The organism is Streptomyces gossypii (assembly GCF_025165795.1).
GTDB classification, from domain to species: Bacteria; Actinomycetota; Actinomycetes; order Streptomycetales; family Streptomycetaceae; genus Streptomyces; species Streptomyces gossypii.
The window spans coordinates 407,201-431,590 of sequence record NZ_JAJAGO010000004.1 but is presented as its reverse complement, the minus strand read 5'-3'; the positions used below and the strand labels follow the sequence as shown (position 1 = coordinate 431,590).

Annotated in this window: 21 protein-coding genes; 14 read left to right on the top strand and 7 right to left on the bottom strand. The window is 71.1% G+C overall.

Annotated features, from left to right (window positions below):
• Window positions 1-29 precede the first annotated feature (29 nt).
• Entirely contained in the window at window positions 30-461 is a 432-nt protein-coding gene (locus LHJ74_RS11095) for a replication initiator (protein ID WP_260217739.1), read from the top strand.
• Window positions 458-592, top strand: a complete 135-nt coding sequence (locus LHJ74_RS11090; RefSeq protein ID WP_260217738.1) for a hypothetical protein — start codon at window positions 458-460, stop codon at window positions 590-592. The genes LHJ74_RS11095 and LHJ74_RS11090 overlap by 4 nt, the downstream gene beginning before the upstream one ends.
• 64 nt (window positions 593-656) lie before the next feature.
• Here LHJ74_RS11090 and LHJ74_RS11085 read toward each other — a convergent pair whose 3' ends face one another.
• On the bottom strand, window positions 657-2,270 hold the full coding sequence (locus LHJ74_RS11085) for a recombinase family protein (protein ID WP_260217737.1): 1,614 nt from the start codon (window positions 2,268-2,270) through the stop codon (window positions 657-659).
• A gap of 246 nt (window positions 2,271-2,516) precedes the next feature.
• On the opposite strand from LHJ74_RS11085, the gene LHJ74_RS11080 reads away from it, so the two are divergent.
• The 8 genes from LHJ74_RS11080 (at window position 2,517) to LHJ74_RS11045 (ending at window position 14,167) form a co-directional block, all read left to right on the top strand.
• A complete protein-coding gene (locus LHJ74_RS11080; RefSeq protein WP_260217736.1) occupies window positions 2,517-4,196 on the top strand; it encodes a protein kinase domain-containing protein in 1,680 nt (559 codons plus the stop codon).
• 49 nt (window positions 4,197-4,245) lie between these two features.
• On the top strand, window positions 4,246-5,499 hold the full coding sequence (locus tag LHJ74_RS11075; RefSeq protein WP_260217735.1) for a hypothetical protein: 1,254 nt from the start codon (window positions 4,246-4,248) through the stop codon (window positions 5,497-5,499).
• A 200-nt stretch (window positions 5,500-5,699) separates the two neighbouring features.
• Window positions 5,700-6,473 (top strand): TIGR03936 family radical SAM-associated protein, encoded by a 774-nt coding sequence (locus tag LHJ74_RS11070; RefSeq protein WP_260217734.1) that lies wholly within the window; start codon window positions 5,700-5,702, stop codon window positions 6,471-6,473.
• A 240-nt stretch (window positions 6,474-6,713) separates the two neighbouring features.
• Window positions 6,714-10,973, top strand: a complete 4,260-nt coding sequence (locus LHJ74_RS11065) for an Rne/Rng family ribonuclease (protein ID WP_260217733.1) — start codon at window positions 6,714-6,716, stop codon at window positions 10,971-10,973.
• A 258-nt stretch (window positions 10,974-11,231) separates the two neighbouring features.
• Window positions 11,232-11,555, top strand: a complete 324-nt coding sequence (rplU, locus tag LHJ74_RS11060; RefSeq protein WP_260217732.1) for a 50S ribosomal protein L21 — start codon at window positions 11,232-11,234, stop codon at window positions 11,553-11,555.
• 14 nt (window positions 11,556-11,569) lie between these two features.
• Complete coding sequence (rpmA, locus tag LHJ74_RS11055) at window positions 11,570-11,827, top strand: 50S ribosomal protein L27 (RefSeq protein ID WP_260217731.1); 258 nt, start codon at window positions 11,570-11,572, stop codon at window positions 11,825-11,827.
• A gap of 306 nt (window positions 11,828-12,133) precedes the next feature.
• The gene (gene obgE, locus LHJ74_RS11050) at window positions 12,134-13,576 is read left to right on the top strand and encodes a GTPase ObgE (RefSeq protein WP_260217730.1); all 1,443 of its coding nucleotides are present in this window, start codon (window positions 12,134-12,136) and stop codon (window positions 13,574-13,576) included.
• A gap of 117 nt (window positions 13,577-13,693) precedes the next feature.
• A complete protein-coding gene (locus tag LHJ74_RS11045; protein ID WP_260217729.1) occupies window positions 13,694-14,167 on the top strand; it encodes a hypothetical protein in 474 nt (157 codons plus the stop codon).
• Window positions 14,168-14,387: 220 nt separating this feature from the next.
• On the opposite strand, the gene LHJ74_RS11040 is transcribed toward LHJ74_RS11045, so the two are convergent.
• Window positions 14,388-15,329: a helix-turn-helix transcriptional regulator gene (locus tag LHJ74_RS11040; RefSeq protein ID WP_260217728.1), complete on the bottom strand. Its 942-nt coding sequence runs from the start codon at window positions 15,327-15,329 to the stop codon at window positions 14,388-14,390.
• A 104-nt stretch (window positions 15,330-15,433) separates the two neighbouring features.
• On the opposite strand from LHJ74_RS11040, the gene LHJ74_RS11035 reads away from it, so the two are divergent.
• The 3 genes from LHJ74_RS11035 to LHJ74_RS11020 all read left to right on the top strand — a co-directional run bounded on the left by LHJ74_RS11035 (window position 15,434) and on the right by LHJ74_RS11020 (window position 16,727).
• Complete coding sequence (locus tag LHJ74_RS11035) at window positions 15,434-15,841, top strand: VOC family protein (RefSeq protein ID WP_260217727.1); 408 nt, start codon at window positions 15,434-15,436, stop codon at window positions 15,839-15,841.
• On the top strand, window positions 15,838-16,398 hold the full coding sequence (locus tag LHJ74_RS34155; protein ID WP_311203280.1) for a YdeI/OmpD-associated family protein: 561 nt from the start codon (window positions 15,838-15,840) through the stop codon (window positions 16,396-16,398). The genes LHJ74_RS11035 and LHJ74_RS34155 overlap by 4 nt, the downstream gene beginning before the upstream one ends.
• 125 nt (window positions 16,399-16,523) lie before the next feature.
• Entirely contained in the window at window positions 16,524-16,727 is a 204-nt protein-coding gene (locus LHJ74_RS11020; protein WP_260217726.1) for a DUF397 domain-containing protein, read from the top strand.
• A 25-nt stretch (window positions 16,728-16,752) separates the two neighbouring features.
• Here LHJ74_RS11020 and LHJ74_RS11015 read toward each other — a convergent pair whose 3' ends face one another.
• The 4 genes from LHJ74_RS11015 to LHJ74_RS11000 all read right to left on the bottom strand — a co-directional run bounded on the left by LHJ74_RS11015 (window position 16,753) and on the right by LHJ74_RS11000 (window position 20,965).
• The gene (locus LHJ74_RS11015) at window positions 16,753-17,802 is read right to left on the bottom strand and encodes an LLM class flavin-dependent oxidoreductase (RefSeq protein ID WP_260217725.1); all 1,050 of its coding nucleotides are present in this window, start codon (window positions 17,800-17,802) and stop codon (window positions 16,753-16,755) included.
• Between the two features lie 188 nt (window positions 17,803-17,990).
• A complete protein-coding gene (locus LHJ74_RS11010; RefSeq protein WP_260217724.1) occupies window positions 17,991-18,971 on the bottom strand; it encodes an esterase/lipase family protein in 981 nt (326 codons plus the stop codon).
• 171 nt (window positions 18,972-19,142) lie between these two features.
• Window positions 19,143-20,228 carry a class I SAM-dependent methyltransferase gene (locus LHJ74_RS11005; protein ID WP_260217723.1) on the bottom strand — a complete coding sequence of 362 codons (1,086 nt, stop codon included), beginning with the start codon at window positions 20,226-20,228 and terminating at the stop codon, window positions 19,143-19,145.
• Between the two features lie 122 nt (window positions 20,229-20,350).
• Window positions 20,351-20,965, bottom strand: a complete 615-nt coding sequence (locus LHJ74_RS11000) for a helix-turn-helix domain-containing protein (RefSeq protein WP_260217722.1) — start codon at window positions 20,963-20,965, stop codon at window positions 20,351-20,353.
• An 85-nt stretch (window positions 20,966-21,050) separates the two neighbouring features.
• Between LHJ74_RS11000 and LHJ74_RS10995 the strand changes: the two genes are divergently transcribed.
• On the top strand, window positions 21,051-22,130 hold the full coding sequence (locus tag LHJ74_RS10995; RefSeq protein WP_260217721.1) for an NAD(P)/FAD-dependent oxidoreductase: 1,080 nt from the start codon (window positions 21,051-21,053) through the stop codon (window positions 22,128-22,130).
• A 125-nt stretch (window positions 22,131-22,255) separates the two neighbouring features.
• Here LHJ74_RS10995 and LHJ74_RS10990 read toward each other — a convergent pair whose 3' ends face one another.
• Window positions 22,256-24,367, bottom strand: coding sequence for a CDP-glycerol glycerophosphotransferase family protein (locus LHJ74_RS10990; RefSeq protein WP_260217720.1), 2,112 nt, complete (start codon window positions 24,365-24,367; stop codon window positions 22,256-22,258).
• Between the last annotated feature and the right edge of the window lie 23 nt (window positions 24,368-24,390).

The window sequence follows — 24,390 nt, the reverse complement described above, 5'->3', positions numbered from 1 at the left end:
ATGACTCCTGCAATATCTTTTGGCAGGTAGTGTCGCAGTTCGACACATGGCCGCAACTGACAGGCGCCGGCACCGACTACCGGCTCAAGACCTGGGACGACATCGGCGCGGCCTCCGTCTCCGGCCACGTAAGGGCGCTCATGCGCACCTGCTGGCGCCTCGGCGGCTTGCCCGAGTATGCGCCCCTGCACCTGCGGGCCTGGGCCCACACTCTCGGCTACCGGGGCCACATCCTCACCAAGTCCCGTGCCTACTCGACGACGTACGCGGCCCTGCGCGCCGACCGGGCGGAGCACGTAGGGCAGGAAGCTGTGCCGGATGCGGTCACCGACGTGAGCTGGCGCTACATCGGCTCGGGTCACACCCCCGGAGCCGCCCTGCTCGCGGCCGGGATCGCCGAGGATCTGGAGCAGTCCCGGCGGATTGGCGCGGACGCGAGGCGCCAGGCGCGAGGGGGGTGAGGCCAATCACCCCTCTGCCCGAACCCGAGCCCAGGGACGACGGGACTGCGAGCCTGATCGAAAGTGAGATCGTGATCGTGGATGAGGACGGCACGGAAGAACCCTTCGACGCCACGTTGTGGTTCGAGTGACACACGAAGCCGCCTCCCTGATATACGGGGAAGACGGCTGTGTGCGTAAGCGGTCTGGGCTGTCTCAGAGGGCTTCCGCGAAATCGTCCTCTCGGATCACGAGCCGCTCGCGTACGTCCTTCGGGATCAGTAGGCGGAGGTGCACCTTCGGGGCGCGGACCTTCGGCACCTTCGTGCGGGTGACCTCGCACCGGATGCCGACTCGGTACAGATCTGCGGCCATGGCTTCCATGCCGCCCTCTTGCCAGTGCTCGCGGAAAGTCCTTCCGCCGTGGACGTTGACCCACCGGTCCTGTGCCGTCTCGGGGTCGACGGCTTCGAGTTCTTCAATGAGCTTGTCCAGCGTCGCCTCTGCCTGCTCCTTTGTGAACCGGGTCTTCGTGTACCGGCCCCCGGGTTCCAACTCCTTCATATAGAGCGCGATCGACTCCTGAAGGCGCTTGATTTCCCGCCGCACCTCGGCACCCTCGGCGTACTGGCGAACCTGTACGGGGAAGTCCCCGAGAGCTTTGAGTACGTCCTCAACGAGGCGCTCGTAGATCCGCTCGGGGTTGGGAGCCCCGAGCCCGCCGCTCTTGCAGTTGCGGCACCGTAGGTAGTGGTACGTCCCGAACTTGTTGTTCGTGATCTGCACGGTCATGTTCGTCTTGCAGTCGGCGCACAAGAGGACGCCGAGGAACTGGGTCGCTCCGCCGACGCGGCGCGGAGGTTGGTTCTTCTTGCGCTTGTCGAGAGCTGCGCCGAGGGTCTCGAACTCCTCCTCGGTGAAGACCGGGGGAGCAACCTTGATCGGCCTGCCATCCTTACCGAGGATCGGCTTCGAGCGCCGTTGCCCTCCCTGCTTGTCCTCTTCTACGCGGTAGCCGAGGAGTGCAGGGTTACGGAGGCGGCGATGGAGCGTTGCCACCGTGAGCCCCTGGCTCATGAGGCCGGACCGCTTCAGGCAGCGCACCATGAAACGGGCCGAGCGTCCCCGAAGCGCCATGCGTCGAGCCCAGTGCAGTGCCTTGCGCGCCTCGGGGTCGATGACAAGACGGGGCTTCCCCGAGTCGGCCTCACCCGTGACGTAGCCGTATGCCGGTTTGCCGATGATCCAGTCTTCCTGGGTCTTCGCGTAGTCCCACAGGCTCGTGACTCGGGTGGAGGTGTTGGCGGCCTCGATCTCGGCGATGCCGCCAATGATCGTGACCATGATCTTTCCGGCCGTCGTCGTGAGGTCAAGGCTGTCGTTCTTCGAGACGAGGTTCTTCCCGCGCTTCAGACTCCACTCGATCATCGTCGAGAGGTCGGAGAGGCGGCGTACGAAGCGGTCGAGCTTCCAGAACAAGAGCTCGTCGAACTCGGGGGAGCGGTTGTTCAGCCAGTCCCCGAGTTCCTTCCTCTTCCAGGGTGGAACCTTCGTCGCCGACACGTTCAGATCCGAGGCGACACCGACGACTCGGCAGCCTCGCTCCCTGGCCAGGATGCGAAGGTCAAGCTCCTGTCGCTCCGGTGACGTGGTCTCGTCCGTCAGCACAGACAGGCGGACGGATAAGAGGGCCCGAGGAGCGTCAGCGGGGAGCAAGGCCTCTGCCTGCTTCAGCTCCTTCAAGAGCGCGAGGTCTGCGTCAGTCCATTCGGCCTCGACCGAGTACTGCCTCTGCTCGGCGGCTGTGCGCTTCCGTGTACGTGTCCCCATGCCTACGAACGTAAGCCTGGATTTGGGCGTGTGTCCATATGTACTCAGTTGGACACCGAGATACAGATCGGCCCCACCGGCTGGAAGTTGCTGCCGTTGGCGGTCGTCGGAGGGCCCGGGCAGGGCAAGTGAGCCCGGCTGCCGGGCGGTTCGGCCGCCCTGCCGCCCACGCCCCCACCGGCGCCGCCTCGGCACCGGCCGGTAGGCTCGCGCACCGGTATGCGGGGGGGGGAAGGGGACCGGTACATGAAACCGATGGAGACGGGCGATCCCGGATCGATCGGTGCCTACCGGCTGGTGGGGCGGCTCGGCAGCGGTGGCATGGGCGAGGTCTTCCTCGGGCAGGCCCCGGACGGCCGGCTGGCCGCCATCAAGGCGGCACGCGCGGAGTTGTCGGACGATGTGGCGTTCCGGCGCCGGTTCGCCCGTGAGGTCGAGGCCGCACGCCGTGTGGACGCCCGCTTCACGGCCGCCGTACTGGAGGCCGACCCGGACGCGCGGCGGCCGTGGCTGGCGACCGAGTACATACCGGGTGTCTCCGTCACCGCCGCGGTCGTCGAACGCGGGCCGCTGCCGGAGGACGCCCAGCGCGCGCTGCTGGCGGGCATCGCCACGGCGCTCGCCGCGATCCACGCCGTCGGTCTCACCCACCGGGACCTGAAGCCCTCGAACGTCCTGCTGGCCGACGACGGCCCGCGTGTCATCGACTTCGGCATCGCCCGTTCCGTGGAGCAGTCCCAGATCACCAGGACGGGCCAGTCGCCGGGCACGCCCGGCTACATGGCGCCGGAGCAGCTTCGCGGCGGCGACGTCGGCCCCCACACCGACGTCTACGCGCTCGGCGCGACGCTCGTCTACGCGGCCACCGGCAGGGGTCCGTACGGCGACGGCGACATGTTCGCGATGATCTACCGGACGATGGAGCAGGCCCCGGATCTCGACGGGGTGCCCGAGTCGCTGCGCCGCGCGGTCGCCCGGTGTCTGGCCAAGGACGCGGCCGAGCGTCCGACGGTGGCTCAGCTGCGCACCGAGTTCGCCGTCCCCGCGACCGTGGCGGAGGGACGCTGGCTGCCGCCCGGGATCAGCCCGGCGCCGGGGTATCCGCACCTCCGCCACGAGGACACGGGCGACTTCCTGCTGCCGCCCCCGGCCTCAGCGTCTCCGCCTGTCGTCACGCCTTCGGCTGTCGCCCCGCCGTCCCCCGGCATGCCGCCCGCCCCGCCGTCCCCTGTGCTGCCGTCCCCTGTGCCGCCGTCCCCTGCCCCTGGGGGCAAGCGCCTCTCCCGTCGCTCACTGCTGGCCGTTGCCGCCGCCGGTGCCGTTGCCGTCGGGGGCGGGGCCGTCGCCGCGGTATGGGCACTTGGTGACGAGGGGGCAGCGCAGGGGGCGCGGGGCACGCGGAGCCCGGGTGGCGAGAGCGAAGGCGCCGAGGGTGAGGGTGCGCGGGGTGAGGGCAGGACGGACAGCGACGCCCTGGACGACCCGAGCGACAGCCCGGACCCGAGCCGCTCCGGCGGGAGTCTCCCCGCGATCACCTCGGGCACCGGGTTCGGTGAGCTGCCGGAGGTCGACACTCCGATGTACAAGCCGTCGACGGAGCTGAACGCCCGGACCCTGATCCGGGGCGACGGGCGCAAGGTCGCCTCGGGCGACCACATCGAGACCCAGTATCTGATGCAGGTCTGGGGCAACAGCGGGGTCCGCGACAGCTCGTTCACACGCAACGAGCCCAGCGTCTTCGAACTCGGCGCGGGAAAGGTCATCGCGGGCTGGGACAAGGCGCTGATCGGCAAGCGGGTCGGCAGCCGCGTCCAGTTCTCGGTGCCGCCGAAGCTCGGCTACGGCAGCAAGGGCCTGCCTTCGGAGGACATCGGCGGGGACGACACCCTGCTGTTCGTGGTCGACATCATGAAGGTCGGCGACTGACCGGGGTCCGGTGGCAACCAGCGGAGACGATCGGAACGTCACAGTGCACATGAGCCCCTACCAACCGAGGCACGGCGCGACTTCGCTGGTGAAGCAGGCGGACAGCGCCGCTCACCCGGGCACCGCCGACACCGCCGGCACCGGCGGCAGTGTCGACCGCGAGCGCGCCCCGGAGACCTCGCTGCCCACGGCCTCCCATCCTGCCGCGCCCTCTCGGGAGGCCGAGGGGTGTCTCGCGGTCGCCGTCCGGCTGCCGGTGCGGATCGTGGTGCTGCTGCTGGTCCTCCCCGTACGGATGGCCTGGGACGCCCTCGTCGCCTGCGGCAGGCTGCTGAACCGGGTCCTGTGGCAGCCGTTCGCGCGCGCCGTCGGCACCCTGTGGCGGGTCCTCGTCGCCGAACCGCTCGCCTGGGTCTGGCGCCGGGTCCTCGCGCCGGTGGGTCGTGGGGTCGGGGTGGCGCTGGTGTGGTTGGGCAAGGCGTTGTTCGTGTGGCCGTGGGTGGCGCTGTGGCGCTATGTGCTGGCGCCGGTGGGGCGCGGGGTCGTCGCGCTGGTGCGGGGCGTCGGCGCGAGTCTTGGCTGGCTGGGCCACTGGCTGCTGGTGGTCCCCGCGCGGTGGTTCTACCGGGCCCTGCTGACCCCGCTGGGCCACGGCATCGCCGCCGTCGTACGGGCGGTCGGCGCGGGTCTGGGCTGGCTGGGCCACTGGCTGCTGGTGGTCCCCGCGCGGTGGTTCTACCGCTGGGTGCTCACCCCGCTCGGGGTGGCGCTGGTGTGGTTGGGCAAGGCGTTGTTCGTGTGGCCGTGGGTGGCGCTGTGGCGCTATGTGCTGGCACCGGTCGGGCGCGGCGTCGCCGCCGCCGTGCGCGCTGTCGGTACGGCGCTTGCATGGCTGGGCCGGATGCTGTTCGTGGTGCCGATCACGGCCCTGTACCGCTTCGTCCTGACGCCGCTCGGGCGCGCCCTCGCCGTCGTCGCACGTGAGATCGGGCATGCCGTCCAGCACGCCTGGCGCGCCGCGGGCCACGTGTCGCGGGTCGTCTTCGGCTTCCTCGGACGAATGCTGCGGTGGATCTTCGTCGCCCCCGTGGTGTGGGTCTGGCAGCACGCCGTGCGCCCCGTCGGGCGTGGCGTACGCGACAACCTGTGGCGCCCCGTCGCGCAGGCCGTACGGGAGGCGGGGCGGGCCGTCCGGGCGGCGATCGGAGCCGCTCGCCGGTCCGCACGGCAGACGCGGGCCGAGATACGCCGCGCCCTTTTCGGTAGCACCCCGGAGAAGGAGCGCGACGGCCTGTCACGGTGACCCGGCGTACCCTGGAAACAGGATCACCGCATCATCGCTTCCGCGGAGTGTGGCGATCCGCCCCTGCCGGCTGCCGGGCACACCATGCGCGCGGCGCCGAGCGGCACCTGTACACCAAGGGTGGCCTGGTGTGCCGCCCTGCACCGAGGAGAGAACCACTGGGCAAGCGACAGCCCGAAGGCCCGCCGCCCGCACCCGCGGTGCAGCGCATTCGTCTGCGCTACACCAAGCGCGGCCGCCTCCGGTTCACCAGTCATCGTGATTTCCAGCGCGCCTTCGAACGGGCGCTGCGCCGGGCCGGGGTGCCCATGGCGTACTCGGCGGGCTTCAGTCCGCACCCGAAGGTCTCGTACGCGAACGCCGCCCCCACCGGCACCGGCAGCGAGGCCGAATATCTGGAGATCGCCCTCACCGCGCAACGCGACCCCGCCGGGCTCTGCGCCATGCTCGATGAGTACATGCCGACGGGCCTCGACATCATCGACGCGGTCGAGGCGCGCAGCTCCGACTTCGCCGACCGCCTTCAGGCGTCCGCCTGGCGGTTGCGGCTGGACGGAGTGTCCCCCGAGGAGGCCGAGGCGGCCGCTGCGGCGTTCCTGGCGGCCGAGTCCATCGAGGTCAGGCGGCAGACGAAGAAGGGCATCCGCACCTTCGACGCACGCGCCGCGGTCGCCTCGCTGGAGGTGGGCGAGGAAGCGGGCGATAGGCCGGGAGACGCTGCCTGTGCGATACTGCGCCTGGTGGTACGGCATCTGACACCTGCCGTGCGACCCGACGACGTCCTTTCCGGCCTCCGAGCAACGGCCGACCTGGCGCCGCCGGTCCCCGCAGGGGTGACCAGGCTGGCGCAGGGGCCGCTCGATGAGGAGTCCGGCACGGTGCTCGACCCGTTCGCGCCCGACCGCGACGCATCCCACGTTGCGACGGCGCCGAGTGGGGTCGCCCCCGAGAAATCTGGGGCAGTCACCGCGTAGGAGCGCCGTCGACGCGCCGCCGCCGATGTACGGGCCAGGGAGCCACCCGGGCCGTTGTCCGGCAGGCGAGTGCACTGACCAGAAGACTTTCGCCGTAGCCGAGCCCGACGGGACGGAACCGGCGAGTGACACAACAGCTCCCGTGCGGCGCCCGCGCCCCGGCACCGGCCCGCGCACATCACGCGGGCCACGACCGGACACCGGCGCGGCGCCCGGGAGCGTGACGGGAGAACCGCCCGCATGCTCGAGCCCAACGACTCCGCACCCGCGGAGAGCACTGAGAACAACGCGACGACCCCGCAGCCGGCAGGCAGAACAGCCGAGGGCACCACACCCAGCGGCACCCTGCCGCCGCGCAGGCGGCGGGCCGCGTCCCGCCCGGCCGGGCCCCCCGCGGCCACGGCCGCCGCGGAGCCCGCCGCTCAGGAGACTGCGGCTGCGGACCCTGCTGCTGCGGGGCGCGCTGTTCAAGAGACCGCCGTCCAAGAGACCGCGTCCGGCTCGGCGGAGCAGCCGCCGGAAGACGCGTCCGCGAAGCCCGCGACGCAGCGTCGTGCGCGGCGCCGCGCCTCCGCCCCGGCGGGAGCGCCGCAGCCGCCGTCGGCCGGCGAGGCTGCGCCCGCCGCCGAGGCGCCTGTCGAAGCGCCCGCCGAGGAGGCCGCGCCGCCCGCCCGTACCCGGCGCAGGGCCACGGCCAAGGCCGCCGCGCCCGCTGCCGCACCCGCGCAGAGTGAGGACGCCGCGGGGGCCCAGGACAGCCCCTCCACCCCGGAGGAGCCGGAAGCCGCACCCCGTACGCGGCGTCGCGCCTCCCGCAAGGCGACCGCGCCCGTGACGGCGGTCACCGAGGAGGCCGCGCCCGAGGCGGTGGCCGCTCCCTCCGCGTCCGCCGCGGTCGCGGCCGAGTCCGGCAGCGAGCCTGAGCCCGCCGCCGCGCCGCCCGCCGCGGGCCGCACGCGCCGCCGCTCCTCCCGTACGGCAGCCGCCGCTCCCGAGGAGACGCCGGTCGCCGAGGCCCCGGCCACGTCGGAGGACACCTCCGGCGGCACGCGCCGCGCCTCCCGCAAGGGCGCGGGCGGGACGGCCCGTACGATCCCGCCGGTGGCCGTGTTCCAGGCCCCGGTCTTCACCGAACCGATGTTCCAGACCCCGCAGAGCGCCGCCGCGGCAGCGGCGGAGGGCAGCGCGGAGGACGAGGAGCTGGAAGAAGAGGAGTTCGAGGCTCCCGAGCCCGCCCCGGCGAAGCGACGCCGTCGCCGCCGTGCCGAGGTTGAGGAGACCCGCGAGCCCGTCCAGGCCGAGCAGGTGTCCGGTGCCGGGAGCGAGAGCCCCGAGATCACGGACGGCGCGGAGAGCGCCGAAGGCACCGAGGGCACCGAGGGCTCCGGAGAGGACGCCGGGGACCGCCCCTCGCGCCGTCGCCGCCGGGGCGGCCGTCGCCGCAGGCGCGGCGAGGCCGCCGAGGGCGCGGACGAGACCCCGGAGGAGAACGGCCCCGAGGACGCCGAAGCCGAGGCGGAGCGCTCCGGTGGCGCGGACGAGCAGGGAGACGAGGACGACGAGTCGTCGGCCGGCGGCTCCAGCAGCTCCCGTCGTCGCCGTCGCCGTCGCCGCCGCAGTGGTGACGGTGGTGCCGACGGCGCCGCCCCGGCCGAGCAGGACGATCCGGAGCGCACGGTCGTCAAGATCCGTGAGCCGCGCAAGAAGAAGGACCGGGACAAGGACGGCGAGCCCTCCGACGAGGTGCAGTCCATCAAGGGCTCGACGCGGCTGGAGGCCAAGAAGCAGCGCCGCCGAGAGGGTCGCGAGCAGGGGCGCCGCCGCGTCCCGATCATCACCGAGGCCGAGTTCCTGGCCCGCCGCGAGGCGGTCGAGCGGGTGATGGTCGTCCGGGAGAACGGCGACCGTACCCAGATCGGGGTGCTGGAGGACGACGTCCTCGTCGAGCACTTCGTGAACAAGGAGCAGTCGACCTCGTACGTCGGCAATGTCTATCTCGGCAAGGTGCAGAACGTCCTGCCGTCGATGGAGGCAGCCTTCGTCGACATCGGCAAGGGACGCAACGCGGTGCTGTACGCGGGCGAGGTGAACTTCGAGGCGCTCGGCCTGGCCCACGGGCCGCGCCGGATCGAGACCGCGCTGAAGTCCGGCCAGTCCGTGCTGGTCCAGGTCACCAAGGATCCGATGGGGCACAAGGGCGCCCGGCTCACCAGCCAGGTCTCGCTGCCCGGCCGCTACCTCGTCTACGTGCCAGAGGGCTCGATGACGGGCATCAGCCGCAAGCTTCCGGACACCGAGCGCTCGCGGCTCAAGCAGATCCTCAAGAAGGTCGTCCCCGAGGACGCGGGCGTCATCGTGCGCACCGCCGCCGAGGGCGCCAGCGAGGACGAGCTGCGGCGTGACGTGGAGCGGCTCCAGGCGCAGTGGGAGGACATCCGCCACAAGGCGGAGAAGGGCAACGCGCCCACACTGCTGTACGGCGAGCCGGACATGACCGTGCGCGTCGTCCGCGACATCTTCAACGAGGACTTCTCCAAGGTCATCGTCAGCGGTGAGCAGGCGTGGGAGACGATCCGGGGCTATGTGTCGCACGTGGCACCCGACCTCGTCGGCAGGCTCCAGAAGTGGACCTCCGAAGTCGACGTCTTCGCCACCTACCGGATCGACGAGCAGCTGATGAAGGCGCTGGACCGGAAGGTCTGGCTGCCCAGCGGCGGTTCGCTGGTGATCGACCGGACCGAGGCGATGATCGTCGTCGACGTCAACACCGGCAAGTTCACCGGCCAGGGCGGCAACCTCGAGGAGACCGTCACCAGGAACAACCTGGAGGCCGCCGAGGAGATCGTCCGCCAGCTGCGGCTGCGCGACCTGGGCGGCATCATCGTGATCGACTTCATCGACATGGTGCTGGAGTCCAACCGCGACCTCGTGCTGCGGCGGCTGCTGGAGAGCCTGGGCCGCGACCGTACGAAGCACCAGGTCGCCGAGGTCACGTCGCTGGGCCTGGTGCAGATGACCCGAAAGCGGGTCGGACAGGGTCTGCTGGAGTCCTTCTCCGAGCCCTGTGTGCACTGCAACGGCCGTGGCGTGATCGTGCACATGGAGCAGGCGCAGGCTGCCATGAGCGGAGGCGGCGGAGCTGTCGCCGTCGGTGGCGGCAAGAAGGCGAAGCGGAAGCAGAAGAACGGCGCCCAGGGCGTCCCGGCGGAAGCCGAGCAGGCTGCCGCCGAGGTGGAGACGGAGACGGCCGCCGAGGTCGAGGCGGAGATCGCCGAGCCGCGAGCGCTGCCGGAGCCGGACTTCGTACCGGACGAGGACCTGTTCAGCAGCGCGGCAGAGGCGGAGTCCGCCGCGCGCGGCGGCCGCCCGCGCCGCCGCGGTTCGCGCAGGGCGGGTGCGCCACAGGGTTCACCGGCCACCACTGCCCCGGCCGAGGAGCCCGCCGCCGTGGACGCGGGTGCGGGTGCCGCTGCTGCTGCCGTTGAGGTCGAGGTGCCCGCGGCGGAGCGTGAGCCGGAGGCGCAGCCGGAGCCGGAGCGCGCACAGCCGCGCTCGCGGCGCCGGGTGAGCCGCCGTGCGTCCGCTCCCGCCGGACCGGCGGTGCCGGAGGAAGCCGCGACCCTGCCGGGGCCGGAGGCGCAGCCGTCGCAGCCCGAGGCCGAGCCCCGGCCTGAGCCGGAGCTTGCGGACAGGGAGAGCACGGGCGGAGGCCGTACGCGCCGCCGCGCAGGGCGGAAGGCGAGTGCCCCTGCGGGTGCGCCCAAGACGGCGGAGGACACCGGCGTGACCGTGGTGTCGAGTGGGACGAACGGCACGAGGGACGCGGCCTCCGCGCCCACTCAGCCCGCCGAGCCCGCCGAGCCCGCCGAGCCCGTGGTGTCCGTGCCCGAGCCGGCCGCTGAGACGGCGCCCACCGGTGCCGGAAGGCCGCGCCGCCGCGCGACCCGTAAGGCGACCGCGCCCGCCGGGGCTCCGAAGGCGGCGGACGACGCCGCCGCGATCGTGGTCGCATCGGCGGAGGCGCCGACGGATGCGGCGGCGGAGGCTGTCACCGAGCCCGCCGCACCGGCCGAGCCCGCCCCCGAAGAGGTGGTCCCGTCGGCACCCGCGCGTACCCGGCGGCGTGCCACGCGTACGGCATCGGCCCCGGCCGGTTCGCCCGCCTCGGCGGACGAGGCCGCGGCCACGGTGATCACCACCACCTCCGGTGCTGGCGGCGAGGAGCCGACGGCCGCCGCGGAGGCGGAGCCGGAGCCCGAACCGGCCAAGAAGGCGGCCGGGAAGAAGGCGTCGGCCAAGTCGGCGTCGGCGAAGAAGGCCCCGGCCAAGAAGGCGGCGAAGGCGACGGCCAAGACGGCTGCCACGAAGAAGGCACCGGCGAAGAAGGCCGCCGCGAAGAAGACGGCGGCGAAGACGGGCACGAAGAAGGCGGCGGCCAAGCAGACCGCCGCCGCCGACACCCAGTCGGGGCCGTCCGTCTCGGCTCAGGCCGAGGACTGACCGTTGGCAGGATGCGGGTGCGGGGCGGCCGTCCGGTCGCTCCCACCCGCACCCCGGGGCCGGTTTGACCCCCAGGTCAAGCCCCCGTAATCTTGACAGCTGGCGTATCTGGACAGATGTGCCGTGCTCCTGAGCACATCCCTCCCGGCAGTTTTCACCGGGAGAGGCCGCTCAATCCCTCACCGGATCAGCCGTGGGCCGAGTTCCGCGCGGGTGGCTGGCATCAGGGGCCCCGAATCGAGCGAGAGAGAGTTCCGCGTGTACGCGATCGTGCGCACCGGCGGCCGCCAGCAGAAGGTTTCTGTGGGCGACGTCATCGAGGTTGACCGTAGGGCAGAAGACAAGGTCGGCGACACCGTCGAGCTCTCGACCCTGCTTGTCGTGGACGGCGAAGCCGTCACCAGCGACCCGTGGGTACTGGCGGGCGTGAAGGTTCAGGCGGAAGTTGTGGACCACCACAAGGGCGCCAAGATCCGGATCCAGAAGTTCAAGAACAAGACCGGTTACAAGAAGCGGATCGGTCACCGTCAGCTGCACACCGCGCTGAAGATCACGGGCATCCCCGCCCCCGCCTCGAAGTAAGGGACTGAGAAGACATGGCACATAAGAAGGGCGCATCGTCCACTCGGAACGGTCGCGACTCCAACGCGCAGTACCTCGGCGTGAAGCGCTTCGGCGGTCAGGTCGTCAAGGCGGGCGAGATCATCGTCCGGCAGCGGGGCACCCACTTCCACCCCGGCGCGGGCGTCGGCCGTGGCAAGGACGACACCCTGTTCGCGCTGGACATGGGTGCGGTGCAGTTCGGCACCAGCCGCGGCCGCAAGGTCGTGAACGTCGTACCGGCCGCTGAGTAATCAGCCCGGTCCGGCACAGAATCCTAGAGGGACTGCCCGGGTGATCTTTGCGGATCAGCCCGCGGCGTCTGGTGCGTGCGATCGCAAGGCGGAGGATCGCCCTCGTAGTGGGCTACTCGGGTGACGCCGACAACGCAGCGAGCGTGCCAGCCGTCGCGGGCCCGAGAAGACCGCCCGGACAGTCCCTGAGCGAGGGCGGCCCGCCGCTCCCCGTCGTACGGGGAGTGGAGCCGCCCTCGGCGCGTTACGACACGAAGCGGACCACCTTTGTGGGTCCGCTCTCCGACCACGCCGGGAGGCACAGTCATGACCACCTTCGTTGACCGCGTCGAACTCCATGTCGCCGCCGGTAGCGGGGGCCACGGCTGCGCCTCCGTCCACCGGGAGAAGTTCAAGCCGCTGGGCGGCCCCGACGGCGGAAACGGCGGGCGGGGCGGCAACGTCATCCTGGTCGTCGACCAGGACGTGACCACCCTGCTGGACTACCACCACAGTCCGCACCGCAAGGCCACCAACGGCAGGCCGGGCGAGGGCGACCACCGCTCCGGCAAGGAGGGCACCGACCTGATCCTCCCCGTCCCGGACGGCACCGTCGTACTCGACGGGCAGGGCGAGGTGCTGGCCGACATGGTCGGGCAGGGCACCACCTTCGTCGCCGGGCAGGGCGGCCGCGGCGGCCTCGGCAACGCCGCGCTGGCCTCCGCCCGCCGCAAGGCGCCCGGCTTCGCGCTGCTCGGTGTGCCGGGCGAGACGCGGGACGTGGTGCTGGAGCTGAAGACCGTCGCGGACGTCGCCCTGATCGGCTATCCGTCCGCGGGCAAGTCCTCGCTGATCTCGGTACTCTCCGCTGCCAAGCCGAAGATCGCCGACTACCCGTTCACCACCCTGGTGCCCAACCTCGGCGTGGTCACCGCCGGTTCGACGGTCTACACGATCGCCGACGTACCTGGGCTCATCCCCGGCGCCAGCGAGGGCAAGGGCCTGGGCCTGGAGTTCCTGCGCCACGTGGAACGCTGTTCCGTACTGGTGCATGTGCTCGACTGCGCCACCCTCGAATCGGACCGCGACCCGGCCTCCGACCTGGACGTCATCGAGCGGGAGCTCGCCCAGTACGGCGCCGGTCTCGAGGACCGGCCCCGCATGGTCGCCCTCAACAAGACCGACATCCCGGACGGCAAGGACCTCGCCGATATCATCCGCCCCGACCTGGAGGCGCGTGGCCACCAGGTCTTCGAGGTCTCGGCCGTCGCCCATCTCGGGCTGCGCGAGCTGTCGTTCGCACTCGCGGGGATCGTCGAGGAGTCGCGGGCCGCGCGGGCTCCGCAGGAGACCACCCGGGTGGTCATCCGGCCGAAGGCGGTCGACGACACGGGCTTCACCGTCACCCGCGATGAGGACGGGGTCTTCCGCGTCCGTGGCGAGAAGCCCGAACGCTGGGTGCGGCAGACCGACTTCTCCAACGACGAGGCCGTCGGTTACCTCGCGGACAAGCTCAACCGCCTCGGTGTGGAGGCGGAGCTGGTCAAGCAGGGTGCGCGCGAGGGCGACGGCGTGGCGATCGGCCCGGAGGACAACGCGGTCGTCTTCGACTGGGAGCCCACGGTCATGGCCGGCGCGGAGATGCTCGGACGGCGCGGAGAGGACCACCGCCTGGACGCGGACCGCCCCGCCGCCCACCGCCGCCGCGACCGCGAGGCGGAGCGAGACGAAGTACAGCAGGCATACAAGGACTTCGACCCGTTCTCGTAGCCCGGCGCTTCCGGCCGCCGACGCTCATGGAGGGCTTTTTGGCCCGCTCCTGAACACGGCGAACTCGGCACCGCCCTCGACAACCCCGTCCTGCGCTGGCTCGGCGCCCCGATCGGCGTGGCCATCGGCGTCCTGCTCGCCCGATGGCTGGGCCGGGTCGCCGCCGACCGGCTCACCGCGAACGGCCCCGAGCTGCTTCTCCTCATGCGGACCGGGCGCGCCAACCGCCCCGGAACGACAGCCGGCGTCGGCACGCGCCCCAAGCCGGAGCTGACCAAGCGCGAGCAGGTGGTCTCGGCTCTGGCCTGGATCTTCGGCTCCCTGGCGCTCTTCCCACAGGGCCTGGTACCGCTACTCTTCCTGATCACCGACGCCCCGGTGAAAGCCTGGGTTCTGTCCCTCTACCTGCCCCAAGCCTGGTCCTGGGCGGTCATCGCGGTGATGATCTCGATCGGCACCGTGCTGTACACCCAGGCCATCCGGCTCTCCTCCGGCAAAGCCAGCCGGCGGACGCCACAAGCGTCGCCGGAAACCGGCGGAGAAGTCGCGGGCCTGCCTGATTCCGGTCGCAAAGAACGCGAATCTGTCTGAGCCGCTCTCGGCGGATGCGTCCGCCGTGCGGGCTGCCGGGGTGGCGGGGGAGGGGCCGTACACCTCGATGCGGACGCCCTGGAGTTGGTCAAGCAGGGTGCGCGCGAGCGCGACGGAGTACAGCGGGGGTACGACGACTTCGGCCCGTTCGTCTGACGCGCTTTCGCCCCGGCGGCATCCAGGACCACCTGCATGACCACGTCGGCGTGCCCGCCGGAGGCTACCCGTACCGGGTGGCCAGCTCGGTTCCGATCCGGGCCAGCTCGGCCTGGACGGAACGCGGTTCGGTCACCTCGACCATCGCGCCCCACCCTGCGAGATGCCGGGCGATGTCCAGCGGCGCCGGTGCGGCGACGCGGACCCGGGCACGTCCGTCGTCGGCTTCCCCGTCGACGTGGCAGTGCCGCCCGAAGTGGTCCCGCAGCACCGGCACGAACCGGCCCTCGATGAGGACGGTCGCCCAGGTGCGGGAGCGCCGTTCTTCCACCTCGCCGACGACCTGCTGCCATGCGCTGGCGAGCGTGAAGTCGTCGGGGCGCTCCGCGTGCTGCTCCGTCGGCTCTGCCTCGGTGATCCGGTCGACTCGGAAGGTGCGCTGCCCTCGTTCGGTCCCGGCGATCAGATACCAGGTCTCGTCCTTGTCGACCAGGCCCCACGGATCGACCAGCCGTTCGGTCCGCTGCCGGGCGCTGTTGACGTAGGTCAGGCGGACTCTGCGCTGGCGGACCACGGCGGTCTGCAGCAGGTCGACCAGTTCCGGCCGCCGGCGGTCGCGTGCGCCCCAGCGGGTGGGGTCGATCATGGTGGCGTCGGCGGCGGCCTCGGCCTCGGCCCGGAAGGTCTGCGGCAGTGCCCGTACGAGCTTGCGCAGTGCCGCCTTCGCGTCCCCGGAGACGGCCGCGGCCGGGCCGACGAGCAAAAACAGTGCCTGGGCCTCGGGCGCCGACAGGCCGCTGAGGTCGGTGCGGGCACCGCCGAGGAGCGACCAGCCGCCGCCGCGTCCGGGCTGCGGGTACACCGGGATGCCGGCAGCGGACAGCGCCTCCAGGTCGCGGCGGGCGGTGGCCACGGAGACCTCCAGCTCCGCGGCAAGCTCGGTGGCGGTCACCCGGCCGCGGGCTTGCAGGAGCAGGAGGGCGGCGACGAGACGGTCGGCACGCATGCCCGTAACTCCTCGGTTTCGAAGGTCGCACGGAAAGTGCTCAGAGGGTGAGCACTTTAGGCGGAAGGATGATGACTGTCACTGAACCGAGGAAAGGCAATCCCATGCTGCAAGGACCGGCCACCGTCAACATCTGGGCCGACGATGTGGCGGCGGCCAAGGACTGGTACGCCGAACTGCTGGGCATCGAGCCGTACTTCGAGCGGCCCGGGGGCGGGCAGCCAGCCGCCTACTACGAATTCAGGTTCGGTGACCAGCAGACCGAGCTCGGCATCATCGACCGGCGCTACGCCCCGGCGCAGGCGTCGTCCACCCCGGGCGGCACGATCCTCCACTGGCACGTCGAAGATGTGCGGGAGGCCCTGGAGCGGCTGCTGTCCATGGGCGCCAAGGAGTACGAGCCGCTGACAGAGCGGGGCGAGGGTTTCGTCACCGCGTCCGTGGTCGACCCGTTCGGCAACGTGCTGGGCATCATGTACAACCCGCACTACGTGGAGGTCCAGGGCAAGTGACGGACTCCCAGACGATGCACTTCGAGGAAGCCGCCGCGTGGGACGCGTGGCTGGCCGAGCACCACGAGGACGAAGGCGGTGCCTGGCTGCGGATCGCCAAGAAGCGGTCGGCCGTGGTCTCGATAACGATCGAGCAGGCGCTGCAGGCGGCCCTGTGCCACGGCTGGATCGACAGCACCCGCAAGTCCTGTGACGAGCACAGCTATCTGCAACGCTACTCGCGCCGCCGCAGGGGCAGCCCCTGGTCGCGGATGAACGTCGAGCGGGTGGAGAGGCTGACCGCCGAGGGGCGCATGCGTCCGGCGGGCCTGGCGCAGGTCGCGGCCGCCCAGGCGGACGGCCGCTGGGCGTCGGCCTACACCGCCCAGTGCGATGCCGCCGTCCCGCCCGACCTGGCCGAGGCGCTGGCGGCCCACCCGGGGGCCGCCGCCCGCTTCGAGGCGCTCGGCAGGACCGGCCGCTACCAGATCATTCTGCCGCTGCTGAAGGCCAGGACCCAGGCCGGGCGCGCCGCCCGCCTGGAGAAGGCGGTCTCCGGCCTGCGGAGGCCACTATGAGGCCTGGGTGACGGCGTATTCGAAGGACATCCGAGATCGGGCGCTCCGTTACGATCTGCTGCGTGCCACCGCTCTGTCCTCGGCGGAGTCCGCCGAGTTGATCGCCCGTGTGATGGAGGAGCGCTATGCGCACTCTTGTGAACCAGACCCCGACCGAGTGGCGTAAGTCCAGCTACAGCAGCGACACCGGCGGTTCGTGCGTCGAGGTCGCCGCGCTGCCCGCAGCCGTCGCCGTCCGGGATTCGAAGGACCCGGAGGGCCCGCACTTCACCGTCTCCGCCCCCGCCTTCAGCGCGTTCCTGGCCTTCGCCGGAGATCGCTCCGTCTGACGGCGGGGAGGGGGCGCTCGTGCGCCTACGCGAACGCGGGCATGATCTCGTCGTGAATCAGGCGTAGTTGGGTGTCCACGTCCGCTACGCCCGCCAGGTCGCGGCCGGTGAAGGCCCGCACCAGGGCGCGATCGGTGACGGCGCAGATCATGTGGTTGACCCCGGTGGGTGCGATCTCCCGCTGGATCTTCTCCAGGCACTCCTCCGGGGTCCCCGCGATGGACAGCTTCTCGGCCACTTCCGGTGTGGTCAGTTCGATGCCCCGGGCGAGGTCACCTGCGCCGATCGCTTCGATGGCCGGGGCGAGTTCGTCCGGGTGCACGCCGTTGCGGCGCAGCTGCTCCTCGGGCATCGAGGAGGCGTAGATGCCCACCATGCTGCGCGCCGCCTCCTTCGCCTTCGCGGAGTCGGGCCCGGTGGCGAAGACGACCCAGGCGCCGATGTCCAGGGTCCGCCAGTCCTTGCCCGCCCGCTCGGCTCCGGCCCGGATGTGCCGCACGGCGTACTCGTACGCCTCCCTGGTGTAGCTCAGCGCGTGATGGCAGCCGTCGGACAACTCCCCGGCCGCCTCGAAGGACTTGGGCCCGCGCATCGCGCCGAGCTTGAGCGGCAGCCGCTCCTGGACGGGGCGGGCGAAGGTGAAGAGGCCGTCGTACTCGAAGAACTCGCCCTTGTGGGTGATCGCACCCTCGTCCAGCATCGTGCGGATGACGTGCAGGCCCTCCTTGACGCGGGAGAGCGGGCGGCTGCGCTTCCAGTCGATGCCGTACTGGGCCAGCAGCCCGAAGTTCCCGCTGGAGAGTACGCCTTCCGCCCGCCCGCCGGAGAGTTCGTCCAGGGTGGCCAGGGACTGCGCGATCAGCGTCGGCTCCCGCAGCACGACGGAGGAGACGCTCGGGCCCAGCCGGATCTGCCGGGTCTGCCCGGCGGCTGCGGCGAACAGCAGCCACAAGTCCTTGTGCCAGGTCTCGTCGGCGGCGTAACAGGCGTGGAAGCCGAGCTCGTCGGCGAGCCTGATGGAGGCCAGAGAGTCCTGGAGCGGGTAGTCGGGGAGCATGACGTAGCTGAACTTCACCGTTACCACCTTCGGTTCGGGAGAGCGGTTGTCCGTGCTGCGGTGCGGGCGCGTGGTGCTGCCGCGCCGCCGCCGCTCAACTATCCAGCGCCGGAGCCGAGGGGGTAAGAGGGCGGCACCCCAGGGGGACGCCACCCATGCGCAGGACGCATGGGTGGCGCTCTCTTTTCGTACGGCTACGGCTACGGCTACAGCGGCAGGCCGTAACCGGTGCAGGTGGGCCGGAAGTCGGGGTCGTCCGGGCCGAGGATGTTCAGGATGTTCTGGTGGGTGGGGCTGTCGTTGAAGAGCCCGGCGTGACCGACCGGGTTGTCGGGGCACTGATCCTGAAGCACGAGGTTCGTCACGTTGTCGCCGTCGAGCTGCTGGTTCCTGTAGGGAGTGACGACGCGGTCGTGCTTGGTGGAGATCACCGTGTACTCGGGGCCCGGTACGGTGTCGCCGTTGCCGAACAGCTCTCGCTGGAAGTCGGATCCCACCTCCTGGTCCACCATGCCGGGAGCCGTGCGCCCCAGCAGGCCGTTGACGAAGCCCAGCAGGTTGAGCTGCCTGCCCAGGCTGACCAGGCCGCTGAGGTCGGTGCCGTGGTTGGAGGGCGCCATGCCGATGAACTCGTCGACCTTGTCGGCGCCGCCCAGCTTCTCGATGTAGTAGTGCGGCAGGAGTCCGCCCTGTGAGTGGCCGACGACGTCGACCTGTTCGCTGCCGGTGGCGTCGAGGACCTTGTCCACGAAGGTCCGCATGGTCCGGGCCGAGTCGCGGATGTGGTCGAGGCCGCCGACCCGCCCGAGGGACAGGTGGTTCATGCCGTAGTTGAAGGCGTAGACGCAGTAGCCCTCGTTGGCCAGCTTCGGCGCGAGGACGGGCCAGTTGGCCCCGAGGTTGAAGAAGGTCCCGTGGACGAGTACGACGGGCTCGGGGTGCTCCGCGCTGGGCTTGCAGTTCCAGTCGTTCGCGCCGTCGACCGCGCCGGGGGAGAAGAGGAAGTTCTTGACGGCCGTGCCGAGGTCGCCCTCGGGGTAGTCGGCCGGAGTGCTGCTGCTGGGGGCTGTGGCGGGGGCCGGGGGTGCGGGGGTGTCGGCCTGTGCGGTGAGCGTGCCCAGACCGGAGAGTGTCGCCACGGTGACGGCTGCGACGGCGATCCGGGTGGCCAGGGACGTACGTCTCATGCGGCCCCTCCTGGGGGAGATTCTGACGATGAGGCCGTTCAGAATTGCGTTACCCGACGGTAATGAGGCGGGTACGCCCCGGCAATGCACACACATGACGAAAATCGGCGGCACAAGCGCATCGGAGTGAGGAAGTGGGAAGGGAGGAAGGGTGGAAAGGGAGGAACGTGCCTAGCGGAGACGCCGCACCTGGTGGCCGCCGCCCCAGCGGCTGACCGCCTCCTCGTCGGAGAAGGCCATCGCACGCAGCATGTTGCCGCCGTCGCTGGTGGCGACCGCGCGGCGCAGGCGGCGGTCGAGCCGTTCGGGCATCGGCTGCGTGCCCGACTCGATGCCGTCGCCGTAGAAGGGCGCGAAGGACACGCCCGCGAACCCGGAACGCCGGAGCAGCGCGGGCATCGTCTCCGAGGAGTAGAACATCAGATGGTTCCTGGTGAAGCCGCTCCACCTGGCGCCGTGTGCCTTGAGCAGCAGCGACCTCGCGTTGACGGTGAGGATCAGCAGTACGCCGCCGGGGGCGAGCAGTCGGCGGAAGCGTGCGAAGTCCTCGAGGGGGCTGGGCAGATGGGCAAGCACCGACCACAGGGTGATGACGTCGAAGCCCCCCGAGGCGATCTCGGGGAGGTCCTCGGGCGCACCGAAATGGGCGGTGGCCGAGGTCAGCCGCGTGTTGGCCTGCTCGACGGAGTCGGGGGAGAGGTCCACTCCGTACGCGTCGAACCCGCTCTGTTCGGCCAGCTCGAGGAACAGCCCGGAGCCGCAGCCGAAGTCGAGGAGCCGTCGGCCGTTGCCCTTGGTGAAGACCGGTGCGAAGGCGTCCATGGTCAGCCGGTAGCGCCGCTGCCGGTTCTCCGCGTAGGTGCCGCTCAGGAAGCTGCTGTAGTTCTTGGCGTACAGATCACCCAGCCGCTCGGGCCGGACGTTGGGATTGCGGTAGAGGAACCCGCAGGACGGGCAGCGCACCACGCGGTACGACCACGCTTTCTCGCCATTCGGCTTCCGGCCCGTCGGCTCGAAGAGCGGCTGCTGCCGCGACTCGCCGCACAGATGGCAGGTGATGAACTCCTCGATCGGGCCGGCCGTGGTCCGCGAGCGGTACTCATCCAGCGAGAGGGCGGGTGACCTGCGCAGTCGCAGCTGCCACTGCAGCTCTCTCGCGAGTTTCTCCCCCGGCCTGAGGTAGACGCGCTGGGCCCAGGGGACGTGGTCGAAGCGGGAACCGTACACGGCACGGGCGATGGCCCGGGTGGCTGTCACGATGAGACTCCTCGCAGAAGAGTGCGATTCACCGTCTCATTCCGGCCACCTTCACTCAAGGAACGCGGCGGCGAGGTTTCTGCCGGGTCGGCCGGAAGCTCCGGGGTATCGGCCGGTGGAGTTCAGCTCTCCGCGGTGCGGGCCCGCAGGTGCATGCGTTCGCCCTGGGCCCCGTAGAGGGCGAGCCATTCGACGGGACGGTCCCCGGCGTTGGCGATGCCGTGGGGGATGCGGGTGTCGAACTCGGCGGCCTCGCCGGCGGCGAGGACGAGGTCGTGCTCGCCGAGGGCCAGCAACAGGCGGCCGGAGAGCACGTACAGCCACTCGTACCCCTCGTGCGTGCCCTGCTCGGGCCGCATGGCCCCCCGTCCGGCCTCCGGGGCGGGAAGAATCTGCTTGTAGGCGTGCAGACCGCCGAGGTGCCGGGTCAGGGGGATCCAGGTGTGGCCGTGGCGGGTGAAGGGCCGTGGGTGGATGCGCGGGTCACCCGTCTGGGTGCCGACCAGCTCGTCCAGGGGGACGCCGTGTGCTGTCGCCAAGGGGAGCAGGTGTTTGAGCGTGGGCTCGCGTTGCCCAGCCTCCAGCCGCGACAGGGTGCTCACCGAGATCCCCGTGGTGGTGCTGAGCTCGGTGAGCGTGGTGCCGCGCGCTTTCCGCAGGGAGCGAAGCCGCGGGCCGACAGCGCTCAGTGCCTGGGCGAGCTGGTCGCTGCCGTTGGGCTGATCGTCGTCCTTCATGACTCCATTTGCCGCAACGGCAAAGAACTTTGTCAAGTCGGGGATGGCGTGTGCATTGTCGGTCTCAGAAACGGAGGTACCACCCATGAACACATCAGAGATTCAGCAGCCGGCCCCCCTGCCCGACCCACAGCCGGACGGCGCCCAGCGGCACTATGACGTCGTGGTGATCGGCGGCGGAGCCGCAGGTCTGAGCGGAGCGCTCACCCTGGGGCGGGCAAGGCGCTCAGTGCTCGTCATCGACAGCGGCCTGCCACGCAACGCCCCGGCTGCGGGAGTCCACACCTATCTCGGCCGCGAGGGCGTCGCGCCCGGCGCACTGCTGGCCGACGGGCGCGCCGAGGTCCGCTCCTACGGCGGACGTATCGACGAGGGCACCGTCGTATCCGCCGAACGGGACTCGGCAGGCTTCGTCGTCCGGCTCGCCGACGAGAGCACCGTCCACGGCAAGCGGCTGCTGGTGACCACGGGGCTCGTCGACGAACTGCCCAAGGTTCCCGGCCTCGCCGAGCTGTGGGGCACCGACATCCTGCACTGCCCGTACTGCCACGGATGGGAGGTACGCGATCAGGCGATCGGGATCCTGGGCACCGGGCCGCTGGCCGTGCACCAGGCCCTGATGTGGCGGCAGTGGAGCGGACACGTCACGTTGTTCCTGCACACCGGCCCGGAGCCCGGCGATGAGGAGTACGAGCAGCTCGCCGCTCGCGGCATCGCGGTGGTGGACGGCGAGGTGACCGCGCTGGAAGCGGCCGACGGGCGGCTGGCCGGAGTGCGCCTGGCCACCGGCACCGTCGTCCCCTGTCAGGCCATGGCCGTCGCCCCGAGGTTCGTCAGCCGTGCCGGGTTCCTGACCGCGCTCGGCCTGGAGCCGGTCGAGCAGGAGAGGGCCGGAACGGTGATCGGCAGCTACCTCCCCGCCGACGCCACGGGGGAGACGGAGGTGGCGGGCGTCTGGGTGGCCGGCAACGTCGCCAGCGTGACCGAGCAGGTGATCGGCTCCGCCGCCGCCGGAGTCCGCGCCGCGGGAGCGATCAACGCCGACCTCATGGCCGAGGAAACCCGTCTCGCCGTCGCCGCCCGCCGCGGAGGCGAAGGCTTCTCGCGGGAGCGGGAACGCCAGGTGTCCGAGCGCGTACTCGGCGACCGCCGCCACGGGCTGTGACGCCGGCTTCATCCACCAGCCACCCCCACCCGCCGGTCCCACCCACCAGCCCCGGCGGTCAGCCGGTCACGCGGAAGGGCGGCACCCTCGGAATCGGGTGCCGCCCCGCCTGATGCGGTTTCGGCTCAGCCGATGAGGGTGTCCTCCGGATCGGCTGCCGCCTCGAGTGCCGGGGCGGGAGGCAGGGACTCCATCTCCGCCTCCTCCGCCGCGTGGCTGAGCTCGCGCTGGCCCGGAATCTCCGAGGCCGTACGGGCTGCCGCCCGTGCGTTGCGGGCGTCCGCCTCCGCGCACAGCTCCAGGGCGGCGCGGTTGAAGCGGACCAGCGAGGGCGGGTCCGAGGGCCCCAGCAGATGCCCCTTCAGGTCGGCGCGGGCGGCTGCCAGGGTGTCCTCGGCCGGGTTGCGGACGCTGGAGAGCAGCGCCGGGACCTCCACCGCCTCCGGCGACAGGATCGTGGCGGCCCGTACGGTCGGGAACCCCGCCTTGAAGTCGGCCTCGGCCAGCCCGCTGGTGTTCGCGACCGCGTACGGCTTCTCGCTGGTCAGGAAGTCCGAGACGACACTCGAGACGTCGCTGATCAGGAGATCGGCCTGGTTGAAACAGGTGTAGATGGCAGGCCGGGAGCTGGTGATGACCTGGTGCTGCCACGCGGGGAGCGATGCCCAGTACGCGTCCTCCCACGCCCGCCGGGCCGTCTCCACGGCCGCCGCGCGGTCGCTTTCCGGGCTGGACTGGAGCAGCATCCGCTCGGTCTCGTCCACGCTCCGGCGGAAGGCGGTGCTGGTCAGCTCCTCCAGCTCGGCGACGCACCGGGCCAGCTCGGCGGCGGCCTCCGGGCCGGGGACGGTGCCGGAGCGCTGCGCGTTCGCTTCAGCGATCATCGCCTGGATGTGCTTGTTCGCCTCGCCGGCGCGGGGGTCGACGGATCCGGTCATCGGGTGCGGCTTGTAGAGCAGCCGCACCGCCGGGTCGGCCAGCAGTTCCCGGACGATGTTCTCCCCGGCCAGGATGACCGAGGTGTTGCCCGGGTCGTTGGTCCAGCCCTCCCAGGTGGGGGCGTAGAGCACGGTGGTGAAGCCGTCCGGCGAGGGCGGACCCGCGTACGGCCGGATCGGCGCCAGCTGCGGGCGTCCGACCTCGACGACGTCCTTGTCGTCGACGCCGATGTCGGCGAGCTGATAGCGCTCGCGCGCAGCCGGTCCCGCGACCCAGACCTCGTCGTAAGCCTTGGCGTAGGGGTTGCAGGAGGAGAGCTTGTCGCTCTCACCGTGGTTGGTGAAGGCGTGCTTGATGGTGGGGATGCGCAGTACCTGGGAGGTCTTGCCGGAGTTCGCCGGGTGCAGCAGCATCTTCAGCGTCGACTGCTCGAGGTGCATCAGGTGGGCGACCTTCGGGATGCAGATGACCGGCACGTCCGTTGCGTCGATCTTCTGCACCATGAAGCGCTCGCGGAGCACGATCAGCGGGCGCCCGTCCAGTGAGGCGAGGGTGCTCAGCCACATGTTCGCCTGGTAGGCGGAGGAAGCGCCGCCGGAGAAGTACATGCCCACCGTCGGCCGGTAGTCGGCCAGCCAGCCGTCCAGCCAGGCGAGCACCTCCTCGCTGTTCGCGGTGCGCTTCTTCGGCAGCAGCCAGCCGATCAGGTGGACGGCGCCGCCCACGGAGAGCAGCAGGGTCACCGACAGCCCGGCCAGCGCCCAGCCCCGGTGCGAGGTCATGGCGGTCAGCAGCAGGCCGAGAGTCGCCGGGATCATGAAGCGCAGCAGCCGACGGCTGGGCTGGCGCAGCAGCAGCCTCGGCGGGGCGGCGGTCAGCCGCAGCCCGGAGGCGTCGATGTTCCGGGTGACGATCGGCAGCGTACGGCTGCGGCGCACCATCACGGCCATGGCCTGGCAGAAGAAATGCGCGGCGTAACAGCCGAGCAGCAGCGGGACGACACCCATCTCCTCCACCCGCTCGACGTCCGGCAGCCGCACCAGGCCGACGACGATGAGCATGTCGCGGAGCAGTTGGCGGGTGACGACGTCGAAGCGGACTCTGCCCAGCAGGGCGAGCAGTCCTGCCTGCTTGTGCTGGAGGTAGAGATCGAGGAGGAGGCCCGCGGCCGAGGCCGTGACGAAGACCGGCACGTTCGGCAGCAGGGCACCCACGAGCTGGAGGGAGTAAAGCACCAGCAGCGCGAGCAGCGCCGTCAGCTGGACAGCGCGTCGTGGGGAGAGGCCGGCAGAGGGCACGGGCTGGGCTCCTGGAAGGAGAA